This window comes from Streptomyces sp. NBC_01260 (assembly GCF_036226405.1).
GTDB lineage: Bacteria > Actinomycetota > Actinomycetes > Streptomycetales > Streptomycetaceae > Streptomyces > Streptomyces laculatispora.
Genome location: NZ_CP108464.1, coordinates 3,810,726 through 3,825,494 on the forward strand (window position 1 = coordinate 3,810,726; position 14,769 = coordinate 3,825,494).

Annotated in this window: 12 protein-coding genes, 1 tRNA gene and 1 riboswitch; of the genes, 6 read left to right on the forward strand and 7 right to left on the reverse strand. The window is 71.8% G+C overall.

Going from position 1 to position 14,769, the window contains the following annotated elements; all coding sequences use genetic code 11:
• Window positions 1-205: 205 nt before the first annotated feature.
• From OG322_RS16845 to OG322_RS16860, 4 genes are all read left to right on the forward strand, one after another.
• Entirely contained in the window at window positions 206-1,855 is a 1,650-nt protein-coding gene (locus OG322_RS16845) for a sporulation protein (RefSeq protein WP_123460611.1), read from the forward strand.
• 135 nt (window positions 1,856-1,990) lie between these two features.
• A complete protein-coding gene (gene lhgO, locus OG322_RS16850; RefSeq protein ID WP_124284588.1) occupies window positions 1,991-3,247 on the forward strand; it encodes an L-2-hydroxyglutarate oxidase in 1,257 nt (418 codons plus the stop codon).
• 4 nt (window positions 3,248-3,251) lie between these two features.
• The gene (gene trmB, locus OG322_RS16855) at window positions 3,252-4,130 is read left to right on the forward strand and encodes a tRNA (guanosine(46)-N7)-methyltransferase TrmB (protein ID WP_398911722.1); all 879 of its coding nucleotides are present in this window, start codon (window positions 3,252-3,254) and stop codon (window positions 4,128-4,130) included.
• A gap of 80 nt (window positions 4,131-4,210) precedes the next feature.
• Complete coding sequence (locus tag OG322_RS16860) at window positions 4,211-5,818, forward strand: PrsW family intramembrane metalloprotease (RefSeq protein ID WP_123460608.1); 1,608 nt, start codon at window positions 4,211-4,213, stop codon at window positions 5,816-5,818.
• A gap of 47 nt (window positions 5,819-5,865) precedes the next feature.
• On the opposite strand, the gene OG322_RS16865 is transcribed toward OG322_RS16860, so the two are convergent.
• The 4 genes from OG322_RS16865 to OG322_RS16880 form a co-directional block, all read right to left on the reverse strand.
• Entirely contained in the window at window positions 5,866-6,810 is a 945-nt protein-coding gene (locus OG322_RS16865) for an aldo/keto reductase (RefSeq protein ID WP_123460607.1), read from the reverse strand.
• Window positions 6,811-7,097: 287 nt separating this feature from the next.
• Window positions 7,098-8,273 (reverse strand): M23 family metallopeptidase, encoded by a 1,176-nt coding sequence (locus tag OG322_RS16870; RefSeq protein WP_443066548.1) that lies wholly within the window; start codon window positions 8,271-8,273, stop codon window positions 7,098-7,100.
• A gap of 11 nt (window positions 8,274-8,284) precedes the next feature.
• Window positions 8,285-8,438, reverse strand: a riboswitch (cyclic di-AMP (ydaO/yuaA leader).
• Window positions 8,439-8,629: 191 nt separating this feature from the next.
• Window positions 8,630-9,784 carry a PP2C family protein-serine/threonine phosphatase gene (locus OG322_RS16875; protein WP_164494364.1) on the reverse strand — a complete coding sequence of 385 codons (1,155 nt, stop codon included), beginning with the start codon at window positions 9,782-9,784 and terminating at the stop codon, window positions 8,630-8,632.
• 219 nt (window positions 9,785-10,003) lie between these two features.
• A tRNA-Met gene (locus OG322_RS16880) sits at window positions 10,004-10,077 on the reverse strand.
• Between the two features lie 507 nt (window positions 10,078-10,584).
• Between OG322_RS16880 and OG322_RS16885 the strand changes: the two genes are divergently transcribed.
• Window positions 10,585-10,896 carry a hypothetical protein gene (locus OG322_RS16885; protein WP_123460606.1) on the forward strand — a complete coding sequence of 104 codons (312 nt, stop codon included), beginning with the start codon at window positions 10,585-10,587 and terminating at the stop codon, window positions 10,894-10,896.
• Between the two features lie 128 nt (window positions 10,897-11,024).
• Here OG322_RS16885 and OG322_RS16890 read toward each other — a convergent pair whose 3' ends face one another.
• Both OG322_RS16890 and OG322_RS16895 read right to left on the reverse strand, forming a co-directional pair.
• Window positions 11,025-12,257 carry an SPFH domain-containing protein gene (locus OG322_RS16890; RefSeq protein WP_123460605.1) on the reverse strand — a complete coding sequence of 411 codons (1,233 nt, stop codon included), beginning with the start codon at window positions 12,255-12,257 and terminating at the stop codon, window positions 11,025-11,027.
• Between the two features lie 32 nt (window positions 12,258-12,289).
• Entirely contained in the window at window positions 12,290-12,511 is a 222-nt protein-coding gene (locus OG322_RS16895; RefSeq protein WP_123460604.1) for a hypothetical protein, read from the reverse strand.
• A 210-nt stretch (window positions 12,512-12,721) separates the two neighbouring features.
• Here OG322_RS16895 and OG322_RS16900 point away from each other — a divergent pair, with 210 nt between their 5' ends.
• A complete protein-coding gene (locus OG322_RS16900; protein WP_123460603.1) occupies window positions 12,722-13,132 on the forward strand; it encodes an SHOCT domain-containing protein in 411 nt (136 codons plus the stop codon).
• 63 nt (window positions 13,133-13,195) lie between these two features.
• Here the strand turns inward: OG322_RS16900 and OG322_RS16905 are convergent, their stop codons facing one another.
• Window positions 13,196-14,644, reverse strand: a complete 1,449-nt coding sequence (locus OG322_RS16905) for an NAD(P)/FAD-dependent oxidoreductase (protein ID WP_123460602.1) — start codon at window positions 14,642-14,644, stop codon at window positions 13,196-13,198.
• Window positions 14,645-14,769 lie beyond the last annotated feature (125 nt).

A 14,769-nucleotide genomic window follows, 5' to 3' on the forward strand; every position in this document is an offset into this window, starting at 1 on the left:
ATACGGACGTCCGCCCCTTAACGGTAGGGATGCGGCGAACTACGCTGGGTTTACTGATGTTCTCAGCAGAGCGGCATATTCCTCGGGGCTCGGCCAAATGCGTGTGCGGCCGGAGTGCCGGGGTTCGTCCCTGGGGAGAACACGGTACGAATGCCGCGCGCCTCAACGGTGACGCGGCTGCCGTCTGTGTGTCGAGGGGTGGCGCATGTCCAGGGAGCAACGCGGGCCGAACGAGAAGCTCGGAACCGTTCTCGCCCTCGCGGGAATCAGCAACGCCGGGCTCGCCCGGCGGGTCAACGACCTCGGGGCGCAGCGCGGACTGACACTTCGGTACGACAAGACCTCGGTGGCCAGATGGGTCTCCAAGGGCATGGTGCCGCAGGGCGCCGCGCCCCATCTCATCGCTGCGGCGATCGGCGCCAAGCTCGGCAGGCCGGTCCCGCTGCACGAGATCGGGCTCGCCGACGCCGACCCCGCGCCGGAGGTCGGTCTGACGTTCCCGCGCGATGTGGGTGAGGCGGTCCGCTCGGCGACCGAGCTGTACCGGCTGGATCTGGCCGGGCGGCGGGCCGGCAGCGGCGGCATCTGGCAGTCGCTGGCGGGCTCGTTCTCGGTGAGCGCGTACGCCACCCCGGCGTCCCGCTGGCTGATATCCCCCGCCGACCCGTCGGTCGCCCGCGCCTCGGCGGCCGCCGAGGCGGCGGTGCTCGGCACACAGGGCGCACGGGGCGCAGCGGGGGCGCAGGGCACGCCGGGTGCACCCGGAGCCACGGCGCCGCCCGGCGCGCCGGGGAAGCAGATCCTGTCCGGAACCCCGCTCGTACCGGGTCAGGCGGGGGCGCCGCCGGTCCACGGGCACGGCGCGCCACCGACACCGGGGCACAGCGTCTCCATCCCGGCCCAGCCGGGTCCCGAGTCCGCGCACGGCGTCTCGCCGCTGCGGGTCGGCCACAGCGATGTGTCCAAACTGCGCGAGGCCGCCCAGGACGCGCGCCGCTGGGACTCCAAGTACGGCGGCGGGGACTGGCGTTCGTCCATGGTCCCGGAGTGCTTACGGGTCGACGCCGCACCGCTGCTGCTGGGTTCGTACAGCGACGAGGTGGGCCGGGCTCTCTTCGGCGCCGCGGCGGAACTGACCAGGCTCGCCGGGTGGATGGCCTTCGACACCGGCCAGCAGGAGGCCGCACAGCGCTACTACATCCAGGCGCTGCGCCTGGCGCGTGCCGCGGCCGACGTACCGCTCGGCGGCTACGTCCTCGCCTCCATGTCGCTGCAGGCGACCTACCGCGGCTTCGCCGACGAGGGCGTCGACCTCGCGCAGGCGGCCGTGGAGCGCAACCGCGGGCTCGCGACGGCGCGCACGATGAGCTTCTTCCGCCTGGTGGAGGCACGGGCTCACGCCAAGGCGAGCGACGCACCGGCCGCGGGGGCCGCGCTGAAGGCTGCCGAGGGGTGGCTGGAGCGCTCCCGGGACGGCGACGCGGACCCGTCGTGGCTGGGCTTCTACTCGTACGACCGGTTCGCGGCCGACGCCGCGGAGTGCCACCTCGACCTCAAGGCGCCGCGGCAGGTGCGGCGCTTCACCGAGCAGGCGCTGTCCAGGCCGACCGAGGAGTTCGTCCGCTCGCACGGGCTGCGGCTCGTGGTGTCGGCCGTCGCCGAGCTGGAGTCGGGGAACCTGGACGCGGCCTGCGCCGCGGGGACCCGCGCGGTGGAGGTGGCGGGCCGCATCTCGTCGGCGCGGACCACCGAGTACGTGCGCGACCTGCTGCACCGGCTGGAGCCCTACGGGGACGAGCCGCGCGTCGCCGAGCTGCGGGAACGCGCCCGCCCGCTGCTGGTGGCCCCCGCGTAGCCGCTCCGGTGAACGGGCCGGGCACCGGCGGTCCGGTGCCCCCGCGCCGCCGGAATTTCGGGCGCCACGCTGGCCCTGGCGGGTTTGAGTGCGTTGTCAGTGGGTCAGTGCACTATCGGGGTGGGAGGTGGCGTGATGATGACGCACGCGGCGTACGACTGCGATGTGCTGGTGATCGGCGGCGGGATCGTCGGTCTGTCGACCGCGTATGCGATCACGCGGACCGCTCCGGGCACCAGGGTGACCGTGCTGGAGAAGGAGTGGGGCCCCGCGCGCCACCAGACGGGGCGCAACAGCGGGGTGATCCACAGCGGCATCTACTACCGCCCGGGTTCACTCAAGGCGCGGTACGCGGTGCGCGGCGCCGCCGAGATGGTCGACTTCTGCCGGGAGCACGGCATCGCGCACGCGGTGACCGGCAAGCTGATCGTCGCGACCGGGCGCGCCGAGCTGCCCCGGCTGCACGCGCTGGTGCAGCGCGGCCGCGAGCACGGGCTTCCGGTGCGCGAGCTGGGGCCGGCCCAGATCGCGGAGTACGAACCCCGGGTGCGCGGCCTCGCCGCGATCCGGGTGGGCACGACGGGGGTGTGCGACTTCGGCGCGGTCGCCGGGCGGTTCGCCGACGAGGTACGGGCCGGCGGCGGCCTGATCCGGTTCGGCGCCGAGGTGACCGCGATCGACCGACGGCCCTGGGGCGTCGCGGTGCGGACGGCGGACGGCCTGGTGGTGCGGGCCCGGGTACTGGTCAACTGCGCGGGGCTGCAGTGCGACCGGGTGGCCCGGCTGGCGGGCGACGACCCGGGGATGCGGATCGTGCCCTTCCGGGGGGAGTACTACGAGCTGGCCCGGCCCGATCTGGTGCGCGGCCTGGTCTATCCGGTGCCGGATCCGGCGTTCCCGTTCCTCGGCGTGCATCTGACCCGCGGCCACGACGGCAGCGTCCACGTCGGGCCGAACGCGGTGCCCGCGCTGGCCCGCGAGGGCTACGGCTGGCCGGTCGTGCGCCCCCGTGAGCTGATGGACACGCTGAGCTGGCCGGGCACCTGGCGGATCGCGCGCAGACACTGGCGGTACGGGGCGGGCGAGGTGCACCGCTCACTGTCGAAGCACGCCTTCACGGCGGCCGTGCGGCGGCTGCTGCCCGACGTCACCGAGGCCGACCTGCGGCCCGCCCCGGCCGGGGTCAGGGCCCAGGCGGTCCTCCGGGACGGCACCCTGGTGGACGATTTCCTGATCCGCGAGGCCCCGCACACGGTGCATGTGCTGAACGCTCCGTCGCCCGCCGCCACGGCCTCGCTGCCCATCGGGCGGGAGGTGGCGCGCAGGGCGCTCCTGCGGGCACAGGGGACGGGGTGGAAACCGCCCGCCGTAGAATCAGGGCATTGTGTCTGAGCCCATGAACCCCTCCCCCACGACGCCCGGCGACGTCGCGCCCGGAGCCGAACCGGCAGCGGCCGCGCCCGGGGCCGAGCCCGCGCCCGTCGCACCCGCCACCGCCGGAATCCCGGACGATCTGCGCACCGCGGCACTGGACCGCCAGCGCCGGCTGCGTCAGGAGCCCCGCTTTCCCGGCGGCCCCGCAGCCGATCCCGCCGGTTCGCACCACGAGCGCCGGATCCGCAGCTTCCAGCCGCGCCGCAGCCGGGTCTCGCCCGGCCAGCAGGACGCCCTGGAGCGGCTCTGGCCGAAGTGGGGCCTGGACATCGACGGGCTGCGGGTCCTCGATCTGCCCGCGCTGTTCGACGGGCTGCCGGTGGTGCTGGAGATCGGCTTCGGAATGGGCGAGGCCACCGCGCAGATGGCCGCCGACGACCCGGGCACGGGCATCCTCGCCGTCGACGTGCACACCCCGGGCCAGGGCAATCTGCTCCGCCTCGCGGACCGGAACGGCATGTCCAACATCCGGGTCGCCAACGGCGACGCGATCATCCTGCTGCGGGAGATGCTGACACCGGACTCGCTGGACGGGCTCCGGGTGTACTTCCCCGACCCGTGGCCCAAGTCCCGCCACCACAAGCGCCGGCTGATCCAGCCGGAGTTCCTCGACCTGGTGGCGCGGCGGCTGCGGCCGGGAGCGGTCCTGCACTGCGCGACCGACTGGGAGCCGTACGCCGAGCAGATGCTGGAGGTGCTGACCGCGCACCCCCGGTTCGAGAACACGGCGGCGGACGGCGGCTACGCGCCGCGGCCCGCGTTCCGGCCGCTGACCCGGTTCGAGGGGCAGGGCCTGGACAAGGGCCATGTCGTGCACGACCTGCTCTTCGCCCGCCACTGAGCCGGACCGGAACAGGGCCCCGTGGCCGGGCCCGGCGATACGCCATGGCCGTTGTCAGTCCTCCTCGTTAGGGTCGTGGGGTGTCCGACGGTTCTGTGCAGCAGCAGCGGCAGTCGCAGCCGGCCGTCCCGGTGCTCGAGGAGCAGCGGGTCGGCGAGATCCTGGCTGCCGTGCCGGAGCGGGGCCAGTGGCGTTACCGGCCGCGCCGCGTCGGGATGCTGTGGCGGAGCAGGACGCTCCGCGTCGTCGCCGTCTTCACCGTGCTGGCCCTGTGCGGCCTGGTGATCCTCGCTCTGGTCCGCGACCAGACGGGCACGCAGGGGTTCCTCGTCGGTCTGGGGCTTGCGGTTCTGCCGGTCCCGCTGCTGATGACGGCGTTCCGCTGGCTGGACCGGGTCGAACCGGGCCCGTGGCGCAACATGCTGTTCGCCTTCGCCTGGGGTGCCTGCGCGGCCGCCCTCGTCGCGATCCTCGCGAATTCGTTCGCGACCCAGTGGATCGCCACGGCCACCGCCGACCCGGGCAGCGCGGACACGCTGGGCGCCACGGTGATAGCGCCCGTCGTCGAGGAGAGCGCCAAGGCCGCGGCCGTGCTGCTGCTCTTCCTGTTCCGAAGACGGGACTTCAACGGGATCGTCGACGGTGTGGTCGTCGCCGGCTTCGCCGCGACGGGCTTCGCCTTCACCGAGAACATCCTCTATCTGGGCAACGCCTTCGGCGAGGACCAGGAGATGGGCTCGGGTTTCGTATCGGTGACCGTCGCGACGTTCTTCGTACGGGCGGTGATGTCACCGTTCGCGCATCCGCTCTTCACCGTCATGACGGGCATCGGCTTCGGGATCGCCGCGAGCAGCGCACGCCATCAGCGCTTCCGCCGCATCGCGCTGCCGCTGCTCGGCCTGGTCCTCGCGATGGGCATGCACGCCCTGTGGAACGGCTCGTCGACGTTCGGCCCGTACGGTTTCTACGCGGTGTACGGCGTGTTCATGGTGCCCGCCTTCGGCCTGGTGACCTGGCTGGCGATCTGGTCCCGCCAGCGCGAGCTGCGCACTCTGGCCGTCGAGCTGCCCGCCTACGCCGCGGCCGGCTGGCTGTCCCCCGCCGAGCCCCTCGCCCTGGCCTCGATGCGGGCCCGCGGCATGGCCAGGGACACGGCACGCCGGTGGCAGGCGGCGGCAGCGGGTGGCGGTCCGTACGGCCGCCAGGGCTACGTACCGGCCCCGATCGGCGCCCAGGCCAGGGCCCGGGCCAAAGCACAGGGCAAGGCGGCGGCCCGTGCGGTCGCCGAGTACGAGTCGTTCGCGACGTCACTGGCGTTTCTGCGCCGGCAGGCCCGCCGCGGCACGGCGGGCCATGACCTGGCCGAACGCGAGCTGGAGCTGCTGCACCATCTGTGGCAGCGCCGGGAGGTCGCCGGACCCGCACTGGCGTACGCGGCGCAGGCGACGGGCCGTCTGCGTCCCCGGTTCACGCCTCCGGCGCACCAGCCGTACCCGGGACACGGCACGTACCAGCCCTACGGCAGCCACGCCCCGCGCCCGCACCCCACGTATCCGTACGGCCAACCCCCGTACGGCCAGAACCCGTACGCGGGTCAGCCGTACACGCAGCCCCCGTACAACGCACCGCTCCACAACCCGGCGCCCTGCAACCCGCCGCCCGACGGCCAACAGCCTTACGGCCAGTAGACCTGCGACCGGCCGATCTGCGACCGGCAGTCCGGTACCGGCAGCCCTTAGGCGGACGCCTCGGTGAGCTCGGTCAGCTCCTGGTCCGTGAGCCGCAGATCAGCGACGGCCACCAGCGCGGGCAGCTGCTCGACCGTACGGGCGGAGGCGATCGGGGCGGCGACGGTCGACCGGGACGCCAGCCAGGCCAGCGCCACGGTCGCGATCTCGGCGTTCCGCTCCTGCGCCACCTTGTCGAGCGCGGCGAGGACCTTCTGCCCGCGCTCCGACTCCAGGTGCAGGCCCGCCTTTCCGGCGCGCGCGCTGTCCACGGTCGTACCGGGGCGGTACTTGCCGGTGAGGAAGCCGGAGGCGAGTGCGAAGTACGGGACCGCGGCGAGCCCGGCGGCGGCAGCGGTGTCCTGGAGCTCGCCCTCGTAGGTGTCCCTGGAGACGAGGTTGTAGTGCGGCTGCAGGGCCACGTAACGGGCCAGCCCCTCGCGCTCGGAGAAGTCCAGCGAGGCGCGGAGCCGCTCCGGGGTGATGTTGGAGGCGGCGATCTCGCGGACCTTGCCGTCCTTCACCAGCTGGTCGAGGGCGGTGATGATCTCCTCGACCGGGACCGTCTCGTCGTCGAAGTGCGTGTAGTAGAGATCGATGTGGTCACTGCCGAGCCGGCGCAGCGATTCCTCGGCCGCGGCCTTGATGGTGGCGGGGGAGAGTCCCTTGTACGAGGGGTGGGCACCGACCTTGGTGGCCAGGACGATGTCGGAACGGTTGCCCCGCGCCGCGAACCACTTGCCGATCAGGGTCTCCGACTCGCCGCCCTCGTTGCCGGGGACCCAGGAGGAGTACGTGTCGGCGGTGTCGATGAAGTTGCCGCCTGCCGCCGCGTACGCGTCGAGGACGGCGAAGGACTGCGCCTCGTCGGCGGTCCAGCCGAAGACGTTGCCGCCGAGGGCGAGCGGGAAGACCTGGAGGCTGGATGAGCCGAGCTTGCGGAGAGTAGTCATGAATGGAACAACCCGTTCCGCCGCTCGCGCTATTCCATGCCCTGTACAGCTACAGCGTTCCGCGCACTGCGCGGCCACGGCCACGGGGGCGGGCCGACGCAGCGGGGGGCGGGGAGGAGGAGAGGACGGACGGACAGGCGTCTCGACAGACCGACAGCCCTGACGTCGGGGGGGGAAGCGTCAGGGCTGCCGGGGTTCAGCGGTCGGGGAACAGCACGGGGAACGAACGGCACAGGGCACGGCAGCGGGCCGGGAACGGGGATCCCGGCTCCGGCCGCGCGGCGGCCTCAGACCGTCAGGCCCCGGGCACGCAGCCAGGTCATCGGGTCGATCCCGGTGCCGTCCGGGGTGTGGACCTCAAGGTGAAGGTGCGGGCCGGTCACATTGCCGGTCGCGCCGACGCGCCCGATGGTGTCCCCGGTGGTGACCTTCTGGCCGACGCCGACACCGATCGAGGACTGGTGGCAGAACCACAGCTCGGTACCGTCCTCAAGCTCCAGGACCGTGCGGTAGCCGTACGAGCCGGACCAGCCGGCCGACTTGACGGTGCCGCTGTGGATGGCCTTGATCGGGGTACCGGTCGGCGCCGCGAAGTCGAGGCCCGTGTGGTAGCCGGAGGACCACATCGAACCGGCCTCGCCGAAGGTCGAGGTGATCGTGTACGAGGAGGTGGGGATGGCGTAGCTGGCGGCGAGCTTGGCGAGCCGCGCTGCCTCCGCCTTCTTCTTCGCCTCTTCCGCCGCCTTCTTCTTCGCGGCGGCGGCCTTCTCCTCTGCGGCGTCCTGCTGCTTCTTCGCCTCGGCGGCCGCCTTCTCCGCGGCGGCCTTCTCCTCGGCCGCCTTGGCCTCCGCGTCGGCGGAGTCCTGCTGCTGCTCGGCCTGCTGGAGGATGCGGGCGCGGAGCGCCTCGCCGGCGTCCGTCGTGCCCTGTTCGGCCTCGGTGGTGGTGATGCCGGCCGTCGTCAGCGGGGCGGAAGCGGTCTCGGCCTTGGCCTTCTCCGCCTCGGACTCACCCGAGAACAACGCGCCGACACCCGGCAGGGACTTGGCCTCGGGGAGATTGTCCGAGATGGCATCGGGAAGGGAGATGGAGACCGGCGGCCTGCTCTGCGCGGAGGCCATGCCGCCCGCGCCGACGGCCGCGATGACACCGACGCCGAGAACGGTGGAGCTACGGGCGAGACCGTTGCGCTGCTTGGCGACGCGGTGCTTGCCGCGTACGGGGCGAACGGACTCCTCGGTGGGATTCCATTCCTCCCACGCCTTGTCGGGTCCGGCCTCGTCGGCCAGGAAGCCGTTGCCGGACTCGCTGCTCCGATCGGTTCCGTATGCGGTTCCGTGGTCGGTCCCGTAAGCGGTTCCGTGGTTGGTGCCGTAGACAGCACCGGGCCCGGTTCCGAAGTCATTTCCGTGTTCGGGCACGAACCAGGAGGGGGCTTCGGGGGCAGGCTTGTTGGACGCCACTGGGGCGCACTCCTTTCCTTCCTTCTCGCCTACCGGGTTAGCTGACGGGTTCGGAGCAGGAAGGTCTCCTACGGGTTCCTCCGCCTCTCAACGAGACAGAGATGCCCGATTCACCCCATGTAGGTGGTTCCCCGGTTCCCTTGCGGAATTCGGCGCTCGCGCACGGTGCCGCCTCTGACGGCGGCTGGGACAACCGCGCTGCGTTATCGAACGTTAATAGACACACGGGTCCGATTCCAAGCCGTTCCGACTGATCATTCACGTCTTCGGCCTGGACTTACAGGACACAACCGGGTGGAAACGGGCGAGTTGATCGCCCCTCAATCGTTATCTGTTTTCTGACATTGCGTCAAATGTTATGCGGAGGGGTCCCTTACGGTTACGCACGGTGGCATTGGTCGCGACACCTCCCGGGGGCGCACGACGGCGAGCAGCGCCATGTCGTCGGTCGTCACCCCGCCGGTGTGCAGCCGTACGTCATCGGTCAGCGCCGACAGCAGTTCCTCGGGGCCCGGGAAGATCCGTCCGCGCAGCCGCTCGGCGGGGTCGTAGAAGACCCCGTCGGCGTCACGGGCCTCGGAGAGGCCGTCCGTGTAGAGGAGGAGCGTCGCCCCGGGGGGCAGCTCCCACTCGTCGGCGCGGTCCGGCCACACGCCCAGGTCCATTCCCAGGGGCAGCGCGGGCAGCGTGGGCTCCAGTACCTCCAGCGCCCCGTCCGAGTGCAGCAGCAGCGGTTCGGGGTGGCCGCGGTTGACGATCCGTACCCGGGCCGCACCCGGCGGGATCTCGGCGAGCGCGGCGGTGATGAACCCCTCGGCCGCGTCGAGGCCGCCGAGCCCGCTCGATTCCCGCGCCAGCGCACGCTCCAGCCGCTGAGCCACCCCCTCCAGCGACCGCTCCTGCTCGGCAGCCTCCCGGAACGCGCCGATGATCACCGCCACGGCCTCCACCGCGTCCAGACCCTTGCCGCGCACGTCCCCGACCACCAGCCGCACCCCGTACGGGGTGTCCGTGACCGAGAACAGGTCGCCGCCGACGAACTCGTCCGCCTGCGCCGCCTCGTACCGCGCGGCCACGTACAGCCCGCCGATCCGGTCGGACGGCGTCGGCAGCACCGCGCGCATGGCGGTCTCCGCGATGACCCGTGCGGAGGCCAGCTGCTCGTTGCTGCGCCGGACGACCCCGTTGATGAAGAGCGCGAGGATCGAGACGGTGAGAACGGTGAGGAGCTCGATGACCGGCACGACCTGGAACAGCGTTCCGCTGTAGAGCCGCAGCCCCGCCACGCACAGCAGTGCGGCGATCCCGACACGGATGGTGCCGGCCAGTGAGAAGAACGGCGCGGCGATCAGCGGGGCCGCGGCGAACAGCGGAACGGCCGTGAAGGCGGGCGGGGTGAGGAAGTCGAACATCAGCCCGCCGACGATGATCAGGCCAGGCAGCGCCCGGACGAACCGGTGGTTGCGGATCTCCCCGATGCGTCTCCCCCGCCGCTGCTGCCGCTTCCCCACCTGTGGTCTCCTGCCCGGTGCGCTCACGGCCGCGGACGATACCGCGCACCACCCCCAGACTTCCCGGAGCGCGGTCGCGGGGCGACCCCTCGACGGCCAATAGGAGTACGCGCGCCGCGCGGATCGCACAGGCCGGCGGGCCGACGGCCCGGCGAACGTACACATGTACAAACGAATCAGACCCGGCACGCTCTATGCGTGCCGGGTCTGATTCTTCAGTAGCGGGGACAGGATTTGAACCTGCGACCTCTGGGTTATGAGCCCAGCGAGCTACCGAGCTGCTCCACCCCGCGTCGGTAAACACAACTCTACGGCATGTTCGACGCACTCATGACCACCCCGCGCGCCCCACCCCTCGAACGACTCCCCACCACCTCGCCCCCTTGACGGCGCCATGACGAGCCCAGGGGGCGACCCCGCGCACGCTCCCCGCACACGCACTGCCACCCCGCCCCGGCCGCGCCCCAACCACCCGCAATGGCCGTCAACGACCTTGGCAAAGGGGTGGATCAATGCAGCAAACCCCCAACAGCAGCCCCCTGCATGCTTCTTGCCGCCCCATCGGATCAGTCACCGGTAAGCGGGGCGGGGCCGCACTCAAGACCGGCAGGCCACGCCAAGAACGTCAAAGTGTCGAAAATGAGAAGGTGTTGCGAGGAACACGTGTTCTGCCGCAAGGTATCTGCTGCATCCCCCGGACCGGTGGGCTGCCCGTGCGAGCAGACCCGGGAGCGCGCATTGCCGTGCCCCGCAAGCCGCTCCCGGTCTCTCATCGCAGCCTGTCTGGAGGGCCTCCGCCGATGACCGCACCGCTCACTCCCGCCCCCGCCCCCGCGTCCGCCCCCGCAGCCACTGCGGCCTCACCGCTGCGCGGTGCCGTCATCAGTGGCGTGATCGGCGGAGTGATCGGGGCGGTGATGAGCGCGGGAGTCAACTACGCGATCATCGGCATGCCGGACAGCGAATCGGTCAACGCGGTCAATCACGCGATATCCGGCCTGGTCAGCGGGTTCCTCGCAGGCTTCATAGGAATCATCGCGCACCACCGGAAGGTCACCTCGACTGCGCGCGCAGAGGCGGCTGCGCTCCCCGTCTCCGTACCGGAGAAGTAGCCGTACCGGAGGAGCAGCCCTACCGGGGGCGCAGCCGTACCGGGCCCGCTTCTGGCGGGCAAGGCCCGTAACGCGACCCGAGGCCGCCCCCACGAGCGGGCGGGGCCGGCCTCCGGTCGCCGTCCGTGTCATTCCGCGTCGGCGATCCTGGGTGTCCGGTCCTGGTCCTGGTCCCGGTCCCCTGTGTCCCGGTCCGGGGCCGCCCCGCTGTCCGTGCCGCTGTCCGTGCCGCGCTGGAGCGACTGAAGGATCGCCAGCCCCTGGCCGACGACGCCCGCCGCCATCTGGTTGACACCGTCGGTGCCGTTGAGCACGGTGAGGCTGGCTCCCGACATCCCGCGGGCGGCCGCGTCGGCCAGAGCCGGCAGGTTCTCCACGATGCGGTTGGCCGCGATGAGTTCCTGGTTGCCTTCCCGCAGCGACACGGCGCGGGCCGTGTTGGCGTCCGCCTGAGCCTGGGCGAGGGTCCGTTCGGCGTACGCGCTTCCGTCCGCCTGGAACTTCACCTGATCACGGGCTGCCTCTGCCAGCGTGCGCTGCCGGTAGGCCTCGGCGTCCGCCGGGCGCCCGACCTCCGCCTCCAGCCGCTGGGCGGCCAGTCCCGCCTGGCGCTGGGCCAGCGCGGTCTGTTCGTCGATGACCTCGTGCGATGCCCTGGCCTGCGCGAGCGGCCCGGCCTGGGCGGCCCGGGCGTTGTACTGCTCCGTCTCGGCGAGGAATCCGGCCCTCTTGATCGCGGTGTCCCGTTCGTACTCGGCCTTGAGCGCGGAGGCCTGCTGCTCGCGTTCGGCGGCCTGCTGATCGGCCTTGGCACGCGCGATCCGGGCCTGTCCGGCGACCGCGGCGGCGTGCGGGGCGGCCAGGTTGTCGATGTACCCGGTGGCATCGTCGATCTCCTGGATCTGGAGGGCGTCCACGACGATGCCGAGCTTCTCCATCTCACCGTGGCTGCCCGCGATGACCTCCTGGGAGACCCGGCTGCGTTCCCGGATGATCTGTTCCACGGTCAGTCCGCCGACGATGGAACGCAGATGTCCGGCGAAGATCCGGCCGACGAGCTCCTCCATCTGGTTCTGCTCGGACAGGAAGCGCCGCGCGGCGTTGGCGATGGACACGGCGTCGTCGCCGACCTTGAAGACGGAAACGGCCCGGACCGTGAGGCGGATGCCCTGCTGGGTGACGCAGTCCTCGGTGATCTCCGCCTCCCGGAGCGCGAGGGACAGCATCCGCGCCTTCTGTTTGATCGGAAGGACGAAGCTTCCGTGGCCGGTGACTATCCGGAACTGCGTGTCCTGCGTCTGCCGCTTCGAACCCGATATGAGCATCGCCTCGTTGGGGGCGGGAACATGCCAGAACAACATGAGAGGACTCCTGTCAGACGTCACTTCCCGGGTCAGGACGGCAAGGGCTCCACGACCACGGTGCGTGCCGAGACCAAGTCGACGACCACGATGCGTACGTCCCTGTCGATCGACGTGGCCGACCAGGCGGTATAGGCCTCGGAACCGCCCCGTACGGCCACCAGGACTTCCCCTGCCCCGTCGGGCGGGATCGGCACGGTGACACGCCCCACCGCCCCGACCGGGCTCCGGCCGGACTCATCTGCCGCGCGCACGCGTGCACCGCCGCAGGTCCGTGTACGAACACGTCATCACAGTCACGAGGCGAACCGCCTCCCGGAGGCCCACGCCTCCCTCGACACGTCCACGTTACTCCCCGCATCCCGGCCTGTATCGCTCGCGGAACCCACCGAGCGAAGGGTGAAATGTGGTGATATGAATAACTTCGTATTCACCCATTCGACGCGGCGCCCTGGGAGTGGACGATGGACGATTACCCGCTGCTCAACCTCTTCTGGACCATGCTGTGGTTCTTCCTCTGGATCATGTGGCTGTTCCTTCTGTTCCGCGTGATCATGGACATCTTCCGCAGCGACGACCTGCACGGATGGGCCAAGGCCGGCTGGCTGGTCCTGGCTCTGGTGCTGCCGTACGTGGGCGTCCTGATCTACGTGATCGCCCGCGGCAAGTCCATGGGGTCGCGCGACTTGAAGGACGCGAGGGACCGGGACGCGGCCTTCAAGGCCTACGTGAGAGAGGCCGCGGGCACGGACACCGCGGGCGGCGCGACGAAGAGCAGCCACGTCGAGGATCTGACGAGACTCGCCGACCTCAAGGACAAGGGCGCGATCACGGACGAGGAGTACCAGCAAGCGAAGGCGAAGCTCCTCGTCTGACCGCTGCCCCACGGCGCGGCGCCTTCCGCGTCCCCCGCGGCCCGGCGGCCCGGCGGCCCCGGCTCATCGCGACGGTGCCCGACCGGGCACCGTCGCCGTCTCCGTGCGCCGCACGGCGGACTCCCACTCCTCCCGTGCGGGGCCGTCGAATCCGGGTGTGAAATCCGGGTGGTCCGCCAGCCAGCACGCCAGGCGGGCGCGCACTTCTTCGGTGCCGTACGCCTGATCGGCGGGCAGGACGAGATGCCGGATACGGGCCCGCGCCCGCATCACGACCGGGTCGTCCCAGGAACAGGCGGACAGCGCCGCCTTCTCGCGGGCCACCGCGGTCGGCGGCTGCGCCGACGCCCGTGCGGGGCTCCTGAGCTGGGCCTCGTTGGCCCGGTCCATGGCGACCTGGATGTCGAACCACGGGCGCAGCGCCTGCTCGGTCCAGCGGTGGTAGTCGGCGGCGAACGACGCCGGCTCGTCCCCGGCGGTGCCGGCCTGCCGGGCCACCCACTGCGCCGCGCGGAGAGCCAGGGCCACGCCCTGGCCCATCGTGGGATTGGTGTACGTGACCGCGTCCCCGATCCCGACCAGCCCGGTGACCACGGGCCCGGACGCGTCGGCGAGCCCGGTCCAGCGGTTGTCCAGGCCCCCCATCGCGAGCACCCCCGAGATCGCCTCGGGCCGCAGGTCCAGCCACGCCGCCACCGCGGGAAACGTCCGGGCCACCCGCTCGAAGACCGCGGGATCCCGGAGCGCCCCCCGGGTGGGGTCGGCGGTGGACACGGTCAGGGACACCGCGAAGGTGCCGTTGTCCGAGGGGAACACCCCGCCGACCGCGAAGGCCGCCACCGACCCCGCCTTGACCCGCCCCGGGTTGCGCGGCCCGTCCGGGCGCAGCCGGTACCAGCGGCAGACGTACGCGATCCCGATGCGGTGGTTCTCCACGACCGCGTCCCGGCAGCCCGCCCCGGACAGCCAGCCCGTCACCGGGGAGCGTCGCCCGCCGGCGTCGACCACCAGATCCGCGTCGTGGCGCCCCGACGCGGACCGCACCCCCGTGACCCGAGGGACCTCGCCGTGCCGGTCGAGGACGAGCCCTTCGGCGGCCTCCCCGAGCCGCATGTCGATCCCCGGTTCGCGGTGCACCGCGTCGTGCAGGGCGGCTTCGAGGACGATGCGGCGGGTCTGGAGCGTGACCAGGTCCTCGTCCCCGGGCCGGCCGGGCGGAGGCTCGGCGAACCACTCGAACTCGTTGCGCTCGATGGCCCCCAGGCGCAGTACCGCGTCGTACACGTCCGGGGTCTCGGCCCGCAGCACGGTACGGACCGGCGCCAGCAGACCGTGCGGCTGATTCGCCTGCGGCACTCCGGGACGGCGCCAGTCGAAGAAGTCCGCGTCGAGATCGGGCCCCGGCCGGCGGTCGTCCCGCTCCAGCACGGTGACCGTATGCCCCCGACGCGCCAGGAACAACGCGGCGGCCAGACCGCCGATCCCCCCGCCGATCATCGCAACCCGTGTCAATGCGGCTCCCTCCACGCGGTGTTGCGCATCAACGGTAGCCCGGCGCCCGGACACAGCCCCCTGGCGACCGGGCGCCGGGAAGCGGGACGGCCGCCATCACCGTGCCGGGTTCCGCATCACCTCCG

Coding starts and splice junctions, on each gene's coding strand:
- OG322_RS16865 (WP_123460607.1), bottom strand. CDS start 6,810: ATGACTACTCTCCGCAAGCTCGGCTCATCCAGCCTCCAGGTCTTCCCG.
- OG322_RS16890 (WP_123460605.1), bottom strand. CDS start 12,257: ATGTTGTTCTGGCATGTTCCCGCCCCCAACGAGGCGATGCTCATATCG.
- trmB (WP_398911722.1), top strand. CDS start 3,252: ATGAACCCCTCCCCCACGACGCCCGGCGACGTCGCGCCCGGAGCCGAA.
- OG322_RS16845 (WP_123460611.1), top strand. CDS start 206: ATGTCCAGGGAGCAACGCGGGCCGAACGAGAAGCTCGGAACCGTTCTC.
- lhgO (WP_124284588.1), top strand. CDS start 1,991: ATGATGACGCACGCGGCGTACGACTGCGATGTGCTGGTGATCGGCGGC.
- OG322_RS16900 (WP_123460603.1), top strand. CDS start 12,722: ATGGACGATTACCCGCTGCTCAACCTCTTCTGGACCATGCTGTGGTTC.
- OG322_RS16885 (WP_123460606.1), top strand. CDS start 10,585: ATGACCGCACCGCTCACTCCCGCCCCCGCCCCCGCGTCCGCCCCCGCA.